Source organism: Blautia sp. SC05B48 (assembly GCF_005848555.1).
In the GTDB taxonomy this organism is placed as follows: domain Bacteria; phylum Bacillota; class Clostridia; order Lachnospirales; family Lachnospiraceae; genus Blautia_A.
The window spans coordinates 1,885,856-1,907,376 of record NZ_CP040518.1; the positions used below are offsets into that span (position 1 = coordinate 1,885,856).

Below are 21,521 nucleotides of genomic sequence, written 5' to 3' on the forward strand. Positions count from 1 at the left end.
GTATGGGGAAAATTTTAAAGAAAATCGGAATTATCAGCAGCCTTGCATCCAGATATATCGGGATCATTATCATCGCTTTTTCCTGCCTGGCTTTTTTCTGGCGTGACGGCTTTTCCTGGATGACAAACTATACGTCTGTATTTCTGGGAGTGATCATGTTTGGTATGGGTCTGACCATAAAACTGGATGACTTCCGGGCAATTTTTTCCAGACCCAAAGAAGTGGTGATCGGTGCAGTGGCTCAGTATACCATTATGCCGGTGATCGCCTGGCTTCTGTGTAAAGTGATGAACCTTCCGGCAGATCTGGCACTGGGAGTGATCCTGGTGGGATGCTGTCCGGGCGGAACAGCCAGCAATGTGATCACCTATATCGCAGGAGGTGATGTGGCGCTTTCTGTGGGAATGACCATAGTTTCCACACTGGCAGCGCCGTTGATGACACCGTTTCTTGTATATGTTCTGGCAGGAGCCTGGGTGGAAGTATCCTTCTGGGCTATGGTGATTTCTGTGGTAAAGGTAATTCTGATCCCGGTTCTCCTGGGAGTTTTTCTCCGGAGCCTTGCGGGAGAGCATGTGGATAAGGTATCCGATATTATGCCGCTGGTGTCGGTTGTAGCTATTGTTATGATCATCGGAGGAATTGTGGCTGTAAATGCAGAGAAGATCGTAAGCTGTGGAGTTCTGGTGCTTGGAGTAGTGGCGATCCACAATTTCTGTGGTATGATGCTGGGCTTTCTGGCTGCAAAAATCTTCCATGTGGAGTATTCCAGAACAACAGCTATAGCTATAGAGGTAGGCATGCAGAACAGTGGCCTTGCTGTCTCACTGGCAGCAGCTAATTTTGCAGCCAATCCGCTTGCAACACTTCCGGGCGCGATCTTCAGTGTATGGCACAATATTGCGGGCTCCATTTTTGCGGGAATCCGCCGTGCAGGTGCAGAACGTCAGACAGAACCAGGGAGCAGTATATTGGCAGAAGAAAGATAAAAAGTTAGAAGAATACTGAAGGAAATTCGAAATATCGTTTATAAAGAAGCCCGGTGGCGTATGGGATAATCTGTACGTTGCCGGGCTTTTTGCGTTGTGGATTTGAAAATAGCATGTTAGACTGGAAATATAAATCGCAGATATAATACGGGCTCAGGAAAGGAGCTTGTGAACATTAAACATTGTAAAAGAGGACACTGCAATGAAATGTGATGATTTGATACAGGAATTGAATACATGGGAGTATGATGAGAAGATATACCGGGAATACTACTTTATGAAAAAAACTCCCGAAAAAGTTAAAGATTTTGTGAAAAGCCATTCTGATCACGAACTGGAAGTAGGATGGGTGCTGAATCCAGAATTACTGAATCAGCATGCAGGTGAAGATGAATTTATTTCTGAAAAATATAATGTAAGTCTTGTAAAGCATCCCCGTTATCTGCCGGTGTTTTATCATGAACATGATTTTTTTGAAATCATATATGTTCTGTCAGGAACCTGTACTAATTCCTTCCGGGATTCCACAGAGAAACTGACAGCAGGAGACCTGTGCCTGCTTGCACCTAATGTCAGACATGGAATTTTGGCAGTGGAGGATGACAGCATCATTCTGAATATCCTGATCCGCCGCAGCACATTTATGGATATCTTTTATAATACAGTCCGTGATAAGACTCAGATTTCCGGTTTCTTTGTAGGAAATCTATATTCCAGAGAAAAAATACGCTACCTTCTTTTCCATACGAAGGATGATATAGTTATCCGCAATTACATTCTGGACATGTATAGGGAACAGAAAACCGGCGACAGTTTTTCGGACAGGATCATCTGTAGCATCCTTACATTGTTTTTTGTGGAACTGACCAGACGCCACGGGAAAAAAGTAAGCATACCGGATAACAGAAGAGAACGAACGGAGCAGGAATCCGAAATGCTTGCTTATATGATGAGAAACTGCAGTACAGTAACTTTAAATGAACTTGCAGAGAAATTTCATTTTTCTGTACCATATTGTTCAAAACTGATCAAATCTATCTCCGGAAAAACTTTCTCCAATCTTCTCACAGAGATCCGTCTGCAGCAAGGCGAACAGCTTCTTCTCTGCAGCCAGCTCAGCGTAGAAGATATCAGTGACAGGGTAGGGTATAAAAATCCGGAAAGTTTTATCCGTGCATTTCGCCGCTTATACAATGATACACCAAGCCAATACAGAAGAAAGAATAAATAAAGTCAATTAAATTGATTATTTTAGACCATGGAAGCAGTTCCGATATTCCGCTATGATGTAGGTAAATAAAAAATATCAATGCAGAATAAAAAAGGAGGAAGCCAGTATGAAATATAATGATACTTATTCTATGATCGGAGCTATGATTAACCAGGGATTTGAAGTTGAGTTTAAGAAAGAACGGGAGAAAAAAGAAAAACGCCGCAGATTTTTACGGAAATTGATCGTCATGATATCTCGATTAAAGAAAAGTTCGGGAAATATTACGGAGAATATGTCTAACAGTGCCGGTAAATGCAGATGTGACGCACATACGATATGTGCATGCGCTGTCGATTGTGGAGACAGAGTGTGATAATCTGGTATAACCAATAGACACAAGTCACATTATGTCGAAAGAAAAAGTCAGAAAATGCAGAAATGCGGTTTACAAATTTTAGCCGGTATACTATAATAACCACATGGACGAACAGACGTCCCCAACATATGAAAACAGGGGGGCCCGCTGAAGCGAGCTGAGAGTAGACTGTAAATGTCTTGACCCATAACCTGATTTGGATAATGCCAACGTAGGGACATATGCACGAAGGATTCTTAAAGACACAGAAGATCAGAGAGTACAGAAGAGATCAGAAGTACAGAAGATTTTCATTAAGTACGTAAGATTAAGAGCCGGTTGCCGTGATGCGTGTGCGTTGCAGCAGCCGGTTTTTTGTTGTATAAACATAAAGAATTTACAGAAGGATACCCTATAACTATCTGCCGGGAACAGAACTTCCGACAGTAGTGACAGATTTTCCAGATTTGGATACAAAATGAAAGGAGTTTTTTTACATGAGAAATTACAGTACACAGATGGAGGCTGCCCGTAAAGGCATCATCACACCTGAGCTTGAAATCGTAGCTAAGAAGGAACGCATGACAACAGAGGAACTGCTTCCGCTGGTAGCCTCCGGTAAGGTGGCTATCTGTGCAAATAAAAATCACAAATGTATCGATCCGGAGGGCGTAGGCTCCATGCTCCGCACCAAGATCAATGTAAACCTTGGTGTATCCAGAGACTGCAAGGATTACGACGTGGAGATGCAGAAGGTTATGGAAGCTGTAAACATGGGCGCTCATGCCATCATGGATCTTTCTTCCCACGGAAATACCATTCCGTTCCGACGCAAGCTGACATCCGAGTGTCCAGCCATGATCGGAACCGTTCCGGTTTATGACTCTGTTATCCACTATCAGAGAGATCTTGATACACTGACAGCCAAGGATTTTATCGATGTAGTAAGACTCCATGCACAGGATGGTGTTGACTTTGTAACTCTTCATTGTGGAATCACAAGAAAGACCATCGATCAGATCCGTAACCACAAGAGAAAAATGAATATCGTTTCCAGAGGAGGATCTCTTGTATTTGCATGGATGTGCATGACAGGTGAGGAGAATCCGTTCTATGAATACTATGACGAGATCCTGGATATCTGCCGCGAGTATGATGTGACCATCTCTCTTGGTGATGCCTGCCGTCCGGGATGTCTGGCTGATGCAACAGATGTATGCCAGATCGAGGAGCTTGTACGTCTTGGCGAGCTGACCAAACGTGCATGGGAAAAAGACGTCCAGGTTATGGTCGAGGGACCGGGACATGTGCCGCTTGATCAGGTTGAGGCAAATATGAAAGTACAGCAGTCCATCTGTCAGGGCGCACCGTTCTATGTATTAGGACCTATCGTAACTGACGTTGCACCGGGATATGACCACATCACATCCGCGATTGGCGGCGCAGTAGCAGCTATGTCCGGAGCAGCATTCCTCTGCTATGTAACACCTGCAGAGCACCTTGCACTTCCGAATCTTGAAGACGTAAAACAGGGAATCATGGCATCCAAGATCGCAGCACATGCAGCAGACATTGCCAAAGGTGTCCGCGGTGCCCGTGAGATCGATGACAAGATGGCAGATGCCAGAAGAAAGCTTGACTGGGAGGCACAGTGGGAATGCGCCATGGATCCGGAAACCGCAAAACGTATCTGGAACGAGCGCAAACCGGAGCATGATGATACCTGCTCCATGTGCGGTAAATTCTGTGCAGTACGAAGCATGAACAAGGCACTTGCAGGAGAGCATATCGATATTCTGTAAAAAAACGGAATGCAGATAAGCATGCAGCACAGTATACCTGTTTTCGGGATATTCAGCAGCCAGCCGGAGCGGATATATTATTTCGTTGCAGTATAATCAGTATAATATAGAAGAAACCGGAATATCAGAGCTGTCCATGTCTGTGGTAAAATATCACAACAGGGCGGCTCTTTTTCTGTGTATAAAATAAAAATATACATACAAAATATCGTCTATATGACGAAAAAATACATGTTCCATATGCAAAGTGCTCAATAATCCATGCAGAAGGATTGGATAATCCATGTATTTTTTGTGTCCAAATTGTTAAAATAGCATCATCAAATAACGGAGAACGTCAAAATAAAGGAGGACGAAACATGAAAAGAAAGATGCTCAGCGTTCTGCTCTGTGCAGCGATGATGGGAACAACACTGGCAGGTGCAACAAGCGTACTTGCAGCTGACGACAAAGATTCCGACAGCAAATGGGAGTACAAAGAGGCTACTCTTACATTCCTGATCGATCCGGACACAGCATCATCCGGATATCAGGCAGTATTTGATCTCTGCGAGAAAGAGACAGGTATCCACATTGAGACAGAGCTTCGTGCATCAGGCGGTGACGGAGACAACCAGGTAAAAACAAGACTTGCATCCGGCGAGATGACAGATCTTTGCGGATACAACTCAGGAGCTAAACTCAATGAGCTCGATCCGGAGAACAACTTCATCGATATTTCCGGCGAAGAGTGGGCAAGCCGTCTTGACGATACATTCGCATCTGCAGTAAGTGCAGGTTCTGATTCCGCAGTATACGGTGTACCGCTTACCGCTTCCATGCTGGGATGCGTTCTTTACAACAAAGATCTTTATGAGCAGTATGATCTTGAGGTTCCGGACACATGGGAAGATTTCCTTAAGAACTGCGATACTCTGAAAGAGGCTGGTGAGACAGCAGTGATCGGATCTCTTGGAGATTCCTGGACCATTCAGGTTCCATACCTTGGAGATCACTACAATGTACTTGCAGCAGAGCCTGATTTCTCAGAGAAATTTGAAGCTGGCGAGGCAAAATACGCTACAACAGAGGCTGGTCTTGCAAGCTTCCAGAAACTTGCTGATCTTCAGGATTACTTCAATGATGACTACACAGCAACTACATATGCAGATGCATGCGATAAACTTGTAAATGGTGAGGGCGCACACTGGTTCATTCTTTCCCAGGCACTTTCCAGCATCTACGAGCTTTACGGAGATGATGTAAATAAGATCGGTGTTATGGGTGTTCCTGGAACAGATGCAGATAACCACGGAATCACAGTTTGGGAGCCAACTGCTATCTATGGAAATGCAAACAGCGATAAGAAAGATGATATCTTAAGATTCATGGAGTTCTACACATCTGATGAGGCACTGGATGCATTTACAGCTGCACAGAAACCGGACGGCCCATACTGCATCAAGGGCTATGAGCTTCCGGATGACGCATATGACGGAGTTAAAGAGGCTCAGGAGAAATATTTCGATGCAGGCAAAACAAGCGTTGCAATGGAGTTCCAGACATCTGTAAAGGGAACAAACTGCGAGTATATCTGCTCTGAGGTTGCAACCGGACAGTCTACAGCAGAGGAAGCTGCAAAGGCTTACGATGAGGACTGCAAGAAACAGGCTACACAGCTCGGACTTGACTGGAAATAAATGAATGTGTGTCGGCCGCCTGTGTTGCAGGCGGCCGATTTTACGGAACTGCATTTACAAAAAGCTGCCAGATATCTGGAAAAACGGAAAGGAAATAGAGCATGAACAAAAAGAAAATATATAGTTTATGGTTCCTCGTTCCGGCAGTTGCGATCTTTGTGATCTTTTTCATCATTCCGATGGTGACATCACTGTTTTTTAGCTTAACTGTATGGGACTTGAAATCATTTACATTCTGTGGCTTTGATAACTATAAAACGTTCTTCAGTGAGAGATCCTTAAGTATATCTGTAAGAAATACCCTGATCTACGCATTTCTTACAAGTGGACTGAAGGTGATCATTGCATTTTTCATTGCATTGTTCCTGACAAGTAAGATCAAAACAAAAGATTTCTTAAGATCTCTTGTATTTTTCCCGAATCTTGTCAGTGCAGTAGCCATCGGTATTATTTTTAAGGCACTGATGCATCCGAGCAAGGGTCTGTTCAATACACTTCTTGCAGCCATCGGAATTTCCGGACCGAACTGGCTTGGAGATACAAGCCTGGCACTGTTTTCTGTGATTGCAGTTGATGTGTGGAAAGGTGTCAGCATTTCCACAGTTATCTTTATTGCAGGTATTACTTCGATTGATTCCAGTTATTATGAGGCTGCTTCCATTGACGGTGCAACCCGCTGGCAGACGATCCGAAACATTGTAATGCCTCTGGTTCGTTCTTCAACAAATACTATCATCACACTTTCCCTGATCGGCGGGCTTCGCTGCTTTGACCTGATCTGGGCTATGACAAAGGGTGGTCCTGGATTTGCAACTGACGTACTTGCATCGGTTGTTTACAAGCAGTACGCAGCAGGCTTCTTCGGTCTGTCTACAGCAGGAAACGTAATCATGTTTGCGGTAATTGCGATCATCGCATTCCCACTTCAGAAGTTCCTTAACAGCAGGGAGGTGTACAACTAAAATGAAAAAACAGAAAAGAATTACCTTATTAGGAGACATCCTCGGATGTGTTTTCGGTATTCTCATTTTTGCAGTACCGTTTCTCTTCATGCTGATCAATGCACTGAAGGACAGAAAAGAAGCAAATCTTCTGAGACTCTCCCTTCCGACGGAGTGGATGTGGAGCAACTTCAAAGAAGTATTTTCCGCAAACAATTATCAGATCATCACAGCATTTAAGAACAGTATCATCCTCACGATAGGCTCCCTGATCGTGTTGATCATTGTAGGCTCCATGGCAGGCTATGTTCTTCAGAGAAGATCTGACAGACCTGTAAAGATTGTGGATACACTTGTTATGACAGGTCTTATGATCCCTCCTGCGATCCTTCCTACCATCTGGGTTATGCAGGGACTTCATATTTACAAAACCATGTTTGGTATGATCATGGTTGAGACAGCACTTCAGATTCCGTTTACCATCATGCTTTATAAGGGATTTATGAATACGATCCCGGTAGAGCTTGAAGAGGCCGGATATATTGACGGTTGTACGAGAAGCAATCTGTTTGTAAAGATTATTTTCCCTCTTTTGAAACCGGTTACTTCCACAATCATTATCCTGAATGCGGTAACGATCTTCAATGACTTTACAAATCCGCTGTATTTCCTTCCCGGAAATGACAACGTAACAGTTCAGCTTACTCTTTACAACTTCATGGGAAGATATTCCAGTTCCTACAATCTGCTGTTTGCAGATGTACTGCTTATCACCATTCCGATGCTGATCCTCTTCCTGTTCTTCAACAAGAAGATCGTAGATGGTATGGTAGCCGGAGCTGTCAAAGGCTGATGCAAAACAGGTTACCAAATATGCAAGATCAGTTTTGTATGGTAAGATTTAAGATGCCGTGCAACTGGGAAAAACAGATACTCTGCTGTACAGGCGGGGTATCTGTTTATTGCTATATACAGATGAAATGCGAGGTGTTCTTATGAAATTCCGTACAAAACTGATCTTAGGTTTTTCTGTTGTAATATTTTTTATATCAACAATTTTGGGGATAGTCTGCTATAACTATAATTTTAGAAGGCTGTCAGAAAAAGCAGCGCAAAGTTTGAAATTTTATTCCAGGCAGACTGCTTCTAATGTTGATTTTACCATAGATTCCATGAAACATGTGACAGACTATATCCTGTCGGACCAGGATATGCTCAATGCGATGAAAACGCTTCCGAAGTATTATGAAAACGGCAGTTTTAGTGTCGGCAGGACAATAGTGCACAATGACCTTTTGGATGCGTTGAATTCAGGACTTGCTATGTATTATATCAACAGAAATTTTTACAGAGTGATTATTTTTAATGAATTCGGAGATGTGGCATCCAGTACCAATACCGGTTCCAAGCTTACCAATAAGGCAAGAAATACATCCAACATCAAATGGCTGGATTCAGCAGACAGAATGCACGGTAAACCGATCCTGATAGCACCACATATGGATGGCTGGGGAATCCGGGAAAGCGAGGAAGTTTTTTCTCTGGCCAGAAAAGTACAGGGCGGAGATTTCGGATATATTGAAGTTCAGTATGCTACGGATGAACTGAAGGATATATTTGAGATTCCGGATTCCGATATTAAAGTTGTGGCGTTTCTTCCGGGAGGAGAAGTATTGTATCAGTCTGAGGGACTGACTGGCGATCTGGTAAGCTACATGAAGAAGCATCCGGAAGTAACAAAAATGGATTCCATTACCGTTTCTTCAGACACGAGCATGTGGGCATCGGCATCAGAAGTGTCCGATAATTACGGGATCCGGGTGGTTGCACTGGAGAAAAAGACGGAGATCGTTGCGGGCATGAAGGAAGCGGTGATGATCGCACTGGGAATGGCTGTCGGCTGTTTTGTGATCTCTATGGGAGTGGTGATCTTTATTGCAAGCAGGCTTTCCAAGCCACTTACTGCACTGAAGGATCAGATGGAAAATACCGGGCTCGAGAATCTGGATGCAGAGCTTGCAGTTCCGGATACAGATGATGAAGTGCAGGCAGTAGGAATCGCATACCAGAACCTGATGCGTCGACTGAACGAATCCATTGTAAAGGAAAAACGAATGTCTCTTCTGCAGCTTCAGGCTCAGTTTGATACCCTTCAGGCTCAGGTTAATCCGCATTTTCTCTATAATGTACTGAATGTGATATCAAGCAGAGGCATTATGGACGGTGATGAGGAAATTTGTGAGATATGCGGCTGTCTGGCAGCCATGCTCCGATATTCCACAAACACAAAGGAGAGATACGCAACGGTAGAAAAAGAGCTGGAGTATCTTGAACGTTATATTGTTCTGCTGAAATCCAGGTATGAGCATCGCCTGGAAGTGGAAGTAGACTGTGAGGAATCCGTAAAACATGAACAGCTTCCCAAGATTGTGCTGCAGCAGCTGGTGGAGAACAGCATACAGCATGGATATAATAACAGCAAAAATATCATGAAAATTTATGTACGTGGCTGGCGGGATGAAACCGGCTGGTACTTTGAAGTACGGGATAACGGACAGGGTGCCACAGATGAAGTATGTGAAGAGTTAAAACAAAAAATGAAAAAAATCCGGAAAAAGATCATGTCCAGAGGAAGCAGCATAGAGATGGAAATCGGAGGTATGGGACTGGCGAATACCTATGCCAGAATGTTCCTTCTGTACAATGGAAGAGCAGTATTCCGGATACGAAACCTTGAAGAAGGATTAAGCGTCATCATAGGAGTATCGGAAAAGGAGGTCGAAGCCGATGTATCAGGTGATGGTTGTTGATGATGAGCCGATGGCCGCCAGTCTGATCGTCAACATTATAAAACAGAAATACAACAAGTTCGAGATTATGGGAACTGCCTATAACGGTGAAGAAGCACTGGAGCTGATACAGGAAAGAGGAGAACCGGATATTTTGATCACAGATATCCAGATGCCGGTAATGAACGGATTGAAGCTTGTGGAAGAAACAAAAAAGCAATATCCCAATGTGATCAGTGTGATCGTCAGTGGATATCAGGAATTTGAGTATGCAAAACAGGCAATTGCTTTTGGGGTGTGTGATTATATCCTGAAACCGATCGTGCCCTCGGAATTTTCCAAACTGATCACCAGGATAGAAGAAAAGCTGAAACAAAAATATTACAAAGAACGAAATACACTGATACACAAGATGGTAAATGAAATTCCTGTGGATGAAAAAACACTTCGGAGATATTTTCAGTCAGAATGTTATTATGGGGCCATTGTAAGACTGAACGGACTTCCCAGTCGTTACGGGGAACGGGGGAAAAAGGAAGTCTTTTCAGACATCAATGAGATGATGATCGCATATGGACGTGACACTCAGGAGACACTGTATCTCTGTCCGGGAGAACTGGTCAGTGATGAGGATTATGAACAGATGATCAGGAGACGTATTGGAAAAGAACAGCCGGAAGCTGCATATGTGACGTCTGTGATCCGGCGGAGATCAGTTCCGGCAGCACAGATCGGAGAAATGATGCGAGAGCTTTACCGGAAGCTGGATTCTTCTATTATCCTGGGGAAAAACCAGACATTGCTCCTGGAGGAAACCGCATCGCAGGTTCAAGCTGGAAGACCGGGAAAGGATTACGAATATCTGGAAGAGCTGGAATATCTGGCTGGCAAACAGAAGTACGACCGGCTTCAGAAGGAAGTAGAAGCACTGATCAGCAGGTGGGTGCAGGAAGAACATCCTCAGCTGTGGATCGAAGGACGTGTGCGGCAGATAGGCTATCTGCTTCAGCGTTATGATGCAGGAAACCGGGATTACCGGGAGTCAGAATTTCTTATGGATGATATTTTTTCCACTGCAGAAAATGTGGAACAGCTTTGCAACGGGATTTCCGATATCTTTTTTAAGGATATAAAGGAAGATCTGACATCCACACAGAAAACAGATACCGAAGAATATTTTGAGAGTGTGAAAGAATACATCCGAAAACACATGGCGGAACAGCTGTCTCTGCACAGTGTGAGCAAAGCAGTGGGAGTCTCCCAGACATATTTAAGCAGACTTTTCAGAAGGTATGAGGATGCATCTTTTAATACTTATCTGACAGCACTTCGCATGGAGAAGGCAAAGCTTCTTCTTCAGCGTGAAGAGAAGATGTATGTGAAAGATGTTGCGGAAAAGGTAGGATACAAAGATCAGTTTTATTTCAGTCGTATTTTTTATTCCTATACAGGAGTGAGGCCGTCAGAATATGTTGAGAAAGAAAATCATGGGATGATATAACAAAAATAATATTAATCTAAAATGGAGGGTTAAGGTATGCTGTATCATAATGGGGAAAAGCTTACAAAAGAGAAATTTCAGGATCCGGGAAGCGAGTACAGAGCGGCTCCGTTCTGGGCATGGAACTGTAAGATGACAGAAGCGGAGATCGACAATACTCTGGATGCTCTGAAGGCGATGGGAATGGGCGGCGGACATATCCACTGCCGCACAGGAATGGATAATCCTTACATGGGCGAAGAGTTTCTGGATCTGGTAAAATATTCCTGGAAAAAAAGCCTGGAAAAAAATATGCTGACCTGGCTGTATGATGAAGACCGCTGGCCATCCGGAGCAGGCGGCGGACTGGTAACAAGAGACCACAAATACAGGATCCGTTTTCTGCTTTTCACTCCGGAGTGCCAGGATGGAAAAGAGATTGAAAACAGCGAACTTCGTTCTTCCGGACAGGCGATCCGAAGCAATGAGCGTACATTTCTTGGAAAATATCAGGTACGGCTGGAGGATGGTTACCTTACAGAGTATGAAAAGATCGATGAGGATGCACCGCTGAAGGAGGGATTTCAGGAATGGTTTGCCTATCTTGAGGTGTCCGGTGATAATCCATGGTTTAACAATGAGGCGTATCTGAACACACTGGATAAAGAGGCAGTGGAGCGTTTTATCCAGGTAACCCACGAGAAGTATTATGAAAATCTGGGAGAGGAGTTTGGGAAAACCATTCCTGCCATCTTTACAGATGAGCCGCAATTTTCCCATAAACAGTGCCTGGATTTTGCAGATGAGCGGATGGATGTGACCATTCCATATACCGATGATCTGGAAGAAACTTTCCGTGATGCATATGGACATAGCCTTCTTAAGCATCTTCCGGAACTGTTCTGGGAACTTCCGGGAGATGCAGTTTCCAGAATCCGTTATGAGTATCATGACCACATTGCGGAGCGTTTTGCAGAGGCTTTTGCGGATACTGTGGGAGGCTGGTGTAAGGAACATGGCATTGCCCTGACCGGACATATGATGGAGGAGCCGACTCTGGAAACACAGACAGCGGCCCTGGGAGAAGCCATGCGTTCCTATCGTTCCTTTGAGATCCCGGGAATTGATATGCTTTGTGACAGAAGAGAATTTTCTACTGCAAAGCAGGCAGAAAGTGCTGTGCACCAGTTTGGAAGAGAGGGAATGACAAGTGAACTTTATGGTGTTACAAACTGGGATTTTGATTTCCGGGGCCATAAGCTTCAGGGGGACTGGCAGGCAGCTCTTGGAGTAACGGTCCGTGTGCCGCATCTGACCTGGACCTCCATGGCAGGTGAGGCAAAACGTGATTATCCGGCTTCTATCAGCTACCAGTCACCGTGGTATAAAGAATATCCTCTTGTGGAGAATTATTTTGCAAGAGTCAATACAGCTCTCACAAGAGGCGTTCCGCATGTGAAGCTGGCAGTGATCCATCCGGTAGAGTCTTACTGGCTTTTCTGGGGACCGAAGGAGCAGACAGCACCAATCCGTGAGGAGATGGATGAAAACTTTATCCATATGATCGAATGGCTGCTTTATGGTACCGTTGATTTTGATTTTATTTCAGAGTCTCTGCTTCCGGATCTGAATCAGGGACAGGAAGAGGAAAAACTTCTGAAGGTGGGAGTAATGAAATATGATACAGTTCTCGTACCGAACTGCCTGACACTTCGAAGCTCTACCTTGGAGATTCTTGAGAAATTTAAGGAAAGAGGCGGCCGGGTGATCTTTGCAGGACAGCTTCCGAAATATGCAGATGCCCGTCCGTCAGACAGAGGTGCGAAGCTGGCAGAGAAGTGTGAGATTGTGTCATTCAGTAAGTACCGTCTGCTGGAAGCTGTGAAAGAGGCAAGAGATATCGAGGTACTTGAGGATGACGGTAAACCAGCTACAAACCTGATCTACCAGATGAGAGAAGAGGGAGAAAACCGCTGGCTGTTCCTGTGTCATGTAAACCGTACAGAGAAGGTCTCCGATGCCTGTATCGTGATCAATGAACTGCAGGAGCGTAAGAAAAATCAGGATCTTCCAAGAGAAGAAAAACTTCGCATCCGTATCCGTGGATCCTGGAAGTTGACGGTATATGATGCCATGACAGGTGAAATTTATCCGGTGAAAGCAGAGTACCATAAAGGGGACACTGTTCTGGAACGAAGCATGTTTGATCACGACAGTCTTCTTCTCTGGCTGGAGCCGGCTGGCACAGCATCCATGGTATCAGAAGAATTGCTTTCTGAAACAGATAATGCTGAGAATACTGAGAATGGTTCTGCAAGTGAGGAGAAGAAATGTAGCTGCCAGCTGGATATTTCCGATCAGGTGGAGATTGTTCGCAGTGAGCCGAATGTAAGTATTCTGGATCTGGCTGAATATGCGTTTGACGGTGGGGAGTGGCAGCCGGAGGAAGAGATTCTCCGCATTGACAATCTGTTCCGTGAGAAACTGGGATATCCGCTCCGCATGGAGGCTTTTGCACAGCCGTGGACCAATGACAGAGAGGAAGGCTTTGAACATACTTTGTCCCTGCGATTCCATATTCATACAGAGGTTCTGTTGGAAGGGATTTTCCTTGCCATGGAAAATGACGGGAAAACCAGAATATTCCTGGATGAGAAAGCAGTGGAAAACCGTGCAGAGGGATGGTATACAGATCACTGTATCCGCAAAGTGCCGCTTCCGAAGATGGAATCCGGAGAGCATGAACTGGTTGTGGAGATCCCTTACAATTCCAAAGTGAATATCGAAGCAATGTTCCTGCTGGGAGAGTTTTCCGTGAAAGTTGTGGGAAGAGATCAGGTGCTGGATGCGGTGAGCCACAAGGCAGCCTTCAGTGATCTTACCGTTCAGGGTTATCCGTTCTATGGTGGAAATGTGACATATAAAATTCCATTTATCAGCAAAGGCGGAGAAGTAAATGTACGGGCAAATCTGTTCCGCGCACCGGTTATGAAGGCTTCTGTGGATGGAAAAGAAGCGGGGTATATTGCATTTTCTCCTTATGAGGTATCTCTTGGTGAACTGCCGTCAGGAGAGCATCTCCTGGAGTTGACTGTATTTGGAAACAGGGTGAATACATTTGGAATCTTACACAACTGTGACCAGAAAGAAGACTGGTATGGACCAAATGCATGGAGGACAACCGGTGACCTCTGGTCCTATGAGTATCAGATAAAACCGTCAGGTCTTCTGAAAGCGCCGGTTTTTGTAGAGAAAAATTAAGGCTTGTAATTATAAAAAGAGCGCGTTATAATGAACCCATAAAAAAGAAAATTTCTTCGGGGCAGGGTGTGATTCCCTACCGGCGGTATAGTCCGCGACCCGCTTTGGCGGCTGATCTGGTGAGATTCCGGAACCGACAGTAAAGTCTGGATGAGAGAAGAACGCGCAGTATTTGAAGAACGTGCTCAGTGCCCCGGGAAGAAGCTCCCGGGGCTTTTTATGTGAAGAAATTTTTTTCGCGTAAAGATTTCTTGTAGAAATTTTCTTTGAATATTTCTGAAGAAGGAGAGAGAGTTATGAGTGAACAGATATTACAGAGAGGAAATGCCGTGGAAAGAAGCAGAACAAGAACCATCGCGCAGGTAGCCATGCTTGGTGCTGTGGCAGGAGTATTGATGAATCTTGAGTTTCCGATTCCTTTTCTTGCACCGTCTTTTTATCAGCTTGATTTTTCCGAGGTACCGGTTATGGTAGGAACCTTCGCTATGGGACCTGTGGCAGGTATTCTGATCGAGCTTGTGAAGATCCTTGTACATCTTGTGACCAAGGGAACTATGACAGCCGGTGTTGGTGATGTTGCCAACTTCCTGTTTGGATGTGCCTATGTGGTACCGGCCGGCCTGATCTATCGTTTCCATCACAAAAAAAGCAGAGTACATGCAGTTGCAGGTATGGCAGTGGGAACTGTTCTGACAGCAATCCTTGCATGTTTCATCAATGCTTTTGTACTGCTTCCGGCTTACGGTAAGGCTTTTGGAATGCCGATCGAGACCTTTATCCAGATGGGAAGCGCAGTACACAGTTCCGTAAACGGACTGCTTACCTTTGCACTGCTGATCATTGTACCGTTTAATATCTTTAAATATGCACTGACATCTCTGATCGTGTTTGTGATTTATAAGAAGATCCGTGTTGTACTGAAGGGTGACTGATCATAAGCAGTTGCCGGAGGATGAAGAAAAGATCAGAAATTGGTGGTTTCAGATAAATATCTGAGAATGTGAGAAATGCCATGTAATATATTGCCGATGGGCAGTAAATTACATGGCATTTTTTATGTCAGGCGTTTTGTTCAGCAGCTTTCATGACTCCGAGCTCACGTCTCGCAAAAACAACGGCCAGTACAAATGCAGAGGTATCTGCAATTGGTCCTGCGTACATGACGCCATCGATTCCGAAGCAAATCGGGAAAATGACGATCAGTGGCAGCAGGAAGAGCACCTGTCTTGTAAGGGACATGATCACACCAAGTCTGGCTTTTCCAATGGAGGTAAAAAAGCCGGCGGACATAGGCTGGATTCCGTTGGCAAAGGTCATCAGCATGAAGATGCGGAGATATTTTTCTGCAAAATGAAAGTACAGGTCGCTGCCGTTTCCGAAGATGCCTACGATCTGATGTGGGAAGAACTGGAAGCAGATAAAAAATATGGTTGCGATCACAGTACATAAGATTACGGAATAGCGGTATGTCTGGCGCACGCGGCTGTATTTTTCGGCACCGTAATTAAAGCCCCAGATGGGCTGGGAGCCCTGGGAGATTCCGATGCAGATGGCCATAAATACCTGGTTGACTTTGGAAATGATTCCTGCACAGGCGATCGGAATATCACTCCCGTAGGCTGAGAGTGCTCCGTAATGGCGAAGTGTATTGTTCATGACGATCTGCACTGCAGCAATGGCAACCTGATTGATACAGGATGCCATTCCCAGAGAAAAAATGGCAGACAGATTGCGTGCCTTAGGAATCAGCATGGAGCGGTCCAGGTACATTTTCCGAAGTCTGGAAAAATAAAAAATGATCAGAAGTCCGGATACGACCTGACCGATCACGGTTGCCCAGGCAGCACCTTTGATGCCCCAGCCGAATCCAAAGATGAAAAGTGGGTCCAGGATGGTGTTGATGACAGCACCAGCCAGGATACAGGTCATGGAATAGGTGGGACTCCTGTCTGCACGGACCAGGTGATTGCCGCCTGTGCTTAAAACGTAAAAAGGAAGTCCAATGGCGGTGATCCCCATGTAATCAATGGCATAGGGCATGACGTCCGGTGTTCCGCCGAAAAAATGAAGCAGTGGCTTCAGGAACAGAAGGACGATGACAGAGAGTATCGTACCGGAGATTATCAGCGAGGAAAGTCCGGTTCCTGCGATGGAGCTGGCTTTTTTTTCGTTTCCTGCGCCCATTTCCAGGTTGTAATTGGAGGCACTGCCGATTCCCAGGAGCAGTGCAGCAGCAGTAGAGATAATGGTTACGGGAAATGCGATATTTGTGGCGGCGTTTCCAAGCATTCCTACGCCCTGGCCGATAAAGATCTGGTCAACGATATTGTACAGAGCGCTGACCAGCATGCTGATGATGGCGGGAATGGCGAATTTGGTGATCAGGCTGCCTACAGGGGCGGTTCCCAGAGGGTTTTCGGCCTGGGCAGAGGTGGTCTGGTTTTTCAATGTTTTTTCCTTCTTTCTTATCTACAGTAGCTGTTTGGTAATGTAATAAGTAATTTTTATAGTAGGGTATTTATTATAGCACTATTGTGAAGTGAGTGTAAGTATAAAAAATTGACCTTTGGTTTTGGATGGGATAAAATGTTTTTAGAAAAAAATTTCGGGAAGGAGCTTTTCAGATGGGTAAGATCAACAATGTGAAAAAACTTACAGATAATAAGTTCGTGAATCTTTATGGGGTGGATGCGACCAGTGTACATGATACGCCGGTTTCTTATTTTGTGGCTTCCAGGGCGAAGTGTGTGGAGGATTTGAAGCTTTCTACGGGGGAGAATCATCCGGACGGGGTGATCATTTACAGTATTTATGGAGAGCAGAGGGATAAGGTTGTGCTGATCCGTCAGTATCGGTATACGATCGGCGGGTATATTTATGAGTTTCCGGCGGGACTTGTGGAGCCTGGGGAGGATTTCCATGAGGGTGCCGTGCGGGAGATGTTTGAGGAGACCGGGTTGAAGCTGGAGCCGATCAAGGTTGCGGAGGCTTTTGAGAAGCCGTATTTTACGACGATTGGGATGACGGATGAATCTTGTGCTACGGTTTATGGGTATGCCAGTGGTGAGGTTAGTAAGGCTGCTCAGGAGGATAGTGAAGAGATTGAAGTTGTTATTGCTGACAGAGATGAAGTGCGAAGGATTTTGAAGGAGGAGAGGGTTGCTATTATGTGTGCATATATGTTGATGCACTTTTTGAAGGATGAGGAGCCGTTTGGGTTCCTTGGGGAGATTTAAATGATGGAAGGGGACGCCAGCGAGGGGCTTCTTTCCAGACTGGGGCTTCGTCGGGGGCTGGCTTCTAAGGTGCCGGAATTCTGCTAAAAGCGCTTCAAATAATCTCGAACTCGCGTCTGAAGCCGCTCAAACAGCGAGATTTTTTGAAGCAACGCAGATTTCCGCCACCTAAGAATCAGCTCCCCTCCTGCAGAGTCAGTCTGGAAAGAAGCCCCTTACTGGCTGTGCGTTGGCCGTGAGACGTGTTAAATCTCGTGGGGAGTGTTGATAGTATGGTGGCATGACGGGAGTTGGATGAGCCGTCAGCGCTGCGCTGGACGGCTGGGAGGAAAGGCTGAGTTTCCTTGTGGTTTGACGAGAGGGGGCCATCGGCGCTGCGCTGGACGGCTGGGAGGAAAGGCTGAGTTTCCTTGTGGTTTGACGAGAGGGGTGGCCATCAGCGCTGCGCTGGATGGCTGGGGAAAACGGGGAATCTGCGGCTGCGGATTCCCCGTTTTGATCAGAGTTCTATGAGTTTTCCAAGGTCTTTGTTGTATTTGCAGTATTTGCCGTTTTCGGAGATAAATGGCTGGTAGGTGTCGGTCCGGTTGTCTTTGACGTAGACGATTCCGGTGGCGATCATTTCTACCAGGGAGAAGCGTTTGCTTAAGCTGGAGATCCAGCGGTAGGTTTTTTCGTTGCCGGAGTCTGCCATGAGAAGGTTGTAGCCGCCTGGGCAGGATTCTAGGGTGAAGTAGACTTTCTGGGACCGGATGGAGGTGTTGAAGACCTGACCGGTGATGTAGGTGGAGAAGTTGGTTTCTACAAATTGGCGGAAGGTGTAGAAATCGTAGATCACGCCGGTGGTCTCATCTTTGATCTTGTCGCCGCGTTCGATGCGGGCTTTCAGGAGTTTGAGGACTTCGATGGTCCAATTGATGAAGGAGATGCTGCTGTAGGTCATGCTTTCCTGAAGCTTGTCGACCAGCTGTTTTGACAGAATATTGGATTTTGATGCTTCATTAAAAAGTTCTTCGTTCATAATGTTCCCTCCAGTGTTGAATTTTATATGGTTTTCGCTCTTTTTTTGTATCTTTTATTATAAGTCTGAATTGTATATAAAGCAATAAAAAATACGTAAAATACAAAGGCGATTATTGAAAAGTGATATATAATTAACAGATGTGTCTTAAAAATATCAGTGTTTTTACCGGCTTGTTTAAAAATGGATTGTAAATATCTAGTTTATTTCACTAAGTGTAAGTGAGAAATTTACCAAATATCCCCATTTTATTGATGGAATTTTGTCGTATATCTCCCTTGACATAAAGCCTTCCTCCGGGTGTATCATATGCAGTGTTAAAGGAGGTAGACTATTATGTTTGAGACATTACAGGAGAAGACTGAAGAGAAAGCAATGGTGCAGTTCCTTGAACGCTTTACAGATTATCCATTTCTGGTAAAGTTCAAGAATTCCGAGTATCACATCGGAGAGGGTGAACCTACATTTACGGTGAATTTTAAGAAAGCGATTCCTCTGGCAGATCTGATGAAGAGCACATCCCTTGCACTGGGTGAGGCGTATATGCGTGGAGATCTGGATATCGAGGGAAATCTTTATGAAGCGCTGGATCATTTTCTGGGTCAGATGGGAAAATTTTCTACCAATGAATCTGCTCTGAAAAAGATCATGTTCAGTTCAACATCAAAGAAGAACCAGGAAAAGGAAGTAACCAGCCATTATGATATTGGAAATGACTTTTATAAACTTTGGCTGGATGAGACTATGAGTTATTCCTGCGGGTATTTTATCCATGAGGATGATACGTTGTATCAGGCGCAGGTAAATAAAGTTGATTATATTCTTAAAAAATTACATCTGGAAGAGGGTATGAGTCTTTTAGATATCGGCTGCGGCTGGGGCTTTCTGCTGATCGAGGCAGCTAAGAAATATAAGGTTCATGGTACCGGTATCACCTTAAGTCATGAACAGTATGCAGAATTTCAGAGACGGATCAAGGAGCAGGGTCTGGAAGATTATCTTACGGTAGAGCTGATGGATTACCGTGATCTGCCGAAGAAGGAGTATCAGTTTGACCGTGTTGTCAGTGTCGGTATGCTGGAGCATGTTGGACGTGATAATTATCAGCTGTTTCTTGATTGTGTGGAAAAGGTTCTGAAGCCGGGCGGACTGTTTCTGCTTCACTTTATCAGTGCTCTGAAGGAGCATCCGGGTGACCCGTGGGTCAAGAAATATATTTTCCCAGGCGGAACTGTTCCGAGCTTACGTGAGATCCTGAACCATATGGCAGAGGACAATTTCCATACCCTGGATATCGAAAATCTCCGTCTGCATTACAATAAGACATTGCTTCACTGGGAAAAGAATTTCCGGGACAATATTGAAAAAGAAAAGACTATGTTTGACGAAGAGTTCCTGCGTATGTGGGATCTGTACCTGTCAGCATGTGCGGCAACCTTCCACAACGGAATTATCGATCTTCACCAGATTCTTATGACCAAGGGTGTGAACAATGATCTGCCAATGACCCGCTGGTATTGATTTTCTCTTTACAAATCTGCCGGAAAGGAATATCATACTTTTATAAAATAATTAATAAAAGCAATCAAGAGGTTTGATATGGCAGGAAAAGCAGAGAAAAAAAACAATACAAGATCCAGGATCATCACCTATGTGATGAATAACCGGAGCACCTCAAAGGTGGAGCTTTCCAAAAACCTGAATATGAGTATGCCGACTGTGCTGTCCAACGTAAATGAACTGATGGAGAGCGGTGTTCTTGTAGAGACCGGGGAGTATGCATCCACAGGAGGCAGAAAGGCGAAAAGTATCGGCATTAATCCTTCTTACCGTTATGCAGCAGGAATTATGATCACGGCGAATCATGTCGGGATGGTCCTGGTAAATATGCGGTCAGAGGTTGAGAAGACAGAGCGTGTAAGAATGAAGTTTTCTCCGGAGACTTCTTACTGCCTGGAGTTGTCTTCCCTGGTCAAAGATTTTCTGGGAGATATGGAAGCTCCTGAGAAGCTGCTTGGAATCGGAATCTCAATTCCCGGGATCATCAGTCGGGAGCAGCATCTTGTTGTGAAATCGCATGCGCTTAAGATCGAAAATTACAGCCTCAGTTTTCTGGAGCAGGCTTTTTCCTGTCCTGTTTATTTTGAAAATGACGCGAATGCAGCTATGCTGGCGGAAGATCTTCATCTGTATCAGGACGCGATCTATCTGTCTCTTAATAATACGCTTGGCGGTGCTTTCTGTATTGACGGGAAACTGTTTGCCGGGCAAAATCAGAAGGCCGGTGAATTTGGCCATATGATCCTGGTTCCGGGTGGCAGACCGTGTTACTGCGGCAAGAAGGGATGCGCAGACGCTTACTGTGCATCCAGCGCGCTGACCGGTGAGCGCTATGAGTCTTTGGAACAGTTTATGGACAGTCTTTCCGCAGGAGAAGCAGATGCCTCTGAAAAATGGGGAGAGTATCTGGACCATCTTGCCGTACTGATCTCCAATCTCCGGATGGCTTATGATATGGATATTATCCTGGGCGGCGAGGTTGGCGGATATCTGCCGGATCATATGCTGCCTCTCGGAGAAAAAGTGATGGAGTACAATGGTTTTGACCGTGATACCAGATATCTTAAGAACTGCAGCTACCGGAAGGAAGCATCTGCAGTTGGCGCGGCGAAGCACTTTTTTCATGAGCTAATCAAAAATATTTAACCGAATCAAGTAAGTCCCCTGCGGGGGTGCGAATATCCGATTGACCAAA

The 21,521-nt window shown here is 45.0% G+C and carries 16 protein-coding genes and 1 riboswitch; of the genes, 14 read left to right on the forward strand and 2 right to left on the reverse strand.

Annotated features, from left to right (window positions below; genetic code table 11):
• Positions 1-2 precede the first annotated feature (2 nt).
• From EYS05_RS08655 to EYS05_RS08705, 11 genes are all read left to right on the forward strand, one after another.
• Positions 3-989 (forward strand): bile acid:sodium symporter family protein, encoded by a 987-nt coding sequence (locus EYS05_RS08655; protein WP_138277012.1) that lies wholly within the window; start codon positions 3-5, stop codon positions 987-989.
• A 202-nt stretch (positions 990-1,191) separates the two neighbouring features.
• The gene (locus EYS05_RS08660) at positions 1,192-2,220 is read left to right on the forward strand and encodes an AraC family transcriptional regulator (protein WP_138277013.1); all 1,029 of its coding nucleotides are present in this window, start codon (positions 1,192-1,194) and stop codon (positions 2,218-2,220) included.
• 106 nt (positions 2,221-2,326) lie between these two features.
• Positions 2,327-2,575: a hypothetical protein gene (locus tag EYS05_RS08665; RefSeq protein ID WP_118512653.1), complete on the forward strand. Its 249-nt coding sequence runs from the start codon at positions 2,327-2,329 to the stop codon at positions 2,573-2,575.
• Positions 2,576-3,054: 479 nt separating this feature from the next.
• Entirely contained in the window at positions 3,055-4,359 is a 1,305-nt protein-coding gene (gene thiC / locus EYS05_RS08670) for a phosphomethylpyrimidine synthase ThiC (protein WP_022426187.1), read from the forward strand.
• A gap of 359 nt (positions 4,360-4,718) precedes the next feature.
• On the forward strand, positions 4,719-6,038 hold the full coding sequence (locus tag EYS05_RS08675) for an ABC transporter substrate-binding protein (RefSeq protein WP_138277014.1): 1,320 nt from the start codon (positions 4,719-4,721) through the stop codon (positions 6,036-6,038).
• A gap of 101 nt (positions 6,039-6,139) precedes the next feature.
• Positions 6,140-7,000 carry a carbohydrate ABC transporter permease gene (locus EYS05_RS08680; protein ID WP_138277015.1) on the forward strand — a complete coding sequence of 287 codons (861 nt, stop codon included), beginning with the start codon at positions 6,140-6,142 and terminating at the stop codon, positions 6,998-7,000.
• Between the two features lies 1 nt (position 7,001).
• Complete coding sequence (locus EYS05_RS08685) at positions 7,002-7,832, forward strand: carbohydrate ABC transporter permease (protein WP_138277016.1); 831 nt, start codon at positions 7,002-7,004, stop codon at positions 7,830-7,832.
• 265 nt (positions 7,833-8,097) lie between these two features.
• On the forward strand, positions 8,098-9,789 hold the full coding sequence (locus EYS05_RS08690) for a sensor histidine kinase (RefSeq protein WP_158293327.1): 1,692 nt from the start codon (positions 8,098-8,100) through the stop codon (positions 9,787-9,789).
• Complete coding sequence (locus EYS05_RS08695; protein WP_138277018.1) at positions 9,767-11,269, forward strand: response regulator transcription factor; 1,503 nt, start codon at positions 9,767-9,769, stop codon at positions 11,267-11,269. Before EYS05_RS08690 ends, EYS05_RS08695 begins: the two co-directional genes overlap by 23 nt.
• A gap of 36 nt (positions 11,270-11,305) precedes the next feature.
• Positions 11,306-14,509: a glycosyl hydrolase gene (locus EYS05_RS08700; protein ID WP_138277019.1), complete on the forward strand. Its 3,204-nt coding sequence runs from the start codon at positions 11,306-11,308 to the stop codon at positions 14,507-14,509.
• Between the two features lie 48 nt (positions 14,510-14,557).
• A riboswitch (FMN riboswitch) is annotated at positions 14,558-14,675 on the forward strand.
• A 130-nt stretch (positions 14,676-14,805) separates the two neighbouring features.
• Positions 14,806-15,441, forward strand: coding sequence for an ECF transporter S component (locus EYS05_RS08705; RefSeq protein WP_118512651.1), 636 nt, complete (start codon positions 14,806-14,808; stop codon positions 15,439-15,441).
• 127 nt (positions 15,442-15,568) lie between these two features.
• Here the strand turns inward: EYS05_RS08705 and EYS05_RS08710 are convergent, their stop codons facing one another.
• Positions 15,569-16,957, reverse strand: coding sequence for an MATE family efflux transporter (locus tag EYS05_RS08710; protein ID WP_243119066.1), 1,389 nt, complete (start codon positions 16,955-16,957; stop codon positions 15,569-15,571).
• A gap of 176 nt (positions 16,958-17,133) precedes the next feature.
• Here EYS05_RS08710 and EYS05_RS08715 point away from each other — a divergent pair, with 176 nt between their 5' ends.
• Complete coding sequence (locus EYS05_RS08715; protein ID WP_138277020.1) at positions 17,134-17,745, forward strand: NUDIX hydrolase; 612 nt, start codon at positions 17,134-17,136, stop codon at positions 17,743-17,745.
• A 499-nt stretch (positions 17,746-18,244) separates the two neighbouring features.
• Here the strand turns inward: EYS05_RS08715 and EYS05_RS08720 are convergent, their stop codons facing one another.
• Complete coding sequence (locus EYS05_RS08720) at positions 18,245-18,766, reverse strand: hypothetical protein (RefSeq protein ID WP_118623288.1); 522 nt, start codon at positions 18,764-18,766, stop codon at positions 18,245-18,247.
• A 336-nt stretch (positions 18,767-19,102) separates the two neighbouring features.
• Here EYS05_RS08720 and EYS05_RS08725 point away from each other — a divergent pair, with 336 nt between their 5' ends.
• Complete coding sequence (locus EYS05_RS08725) at positions 19,103-20,287, forward strand: SAM-dependent methyltransferase (protein WP_114001789.1); 1,185 nt, start codon at positions 19,103-19,105, stop codon at positions 20,285-20,287.
• A 78-nt stretch (positions 20,288-20,365) separates the two neighbouring features.
• Entirely contained in the window at positions 20,366-21,472 is a 1,107-nt protein-coding gene (locus EYS05_RS08730) for an ROK family transcriptional regulator (protein ID WP_118512648.1), read from the forward strand.
• Positions 21,473-21,521: the final 49 nt, after the last annotated feature.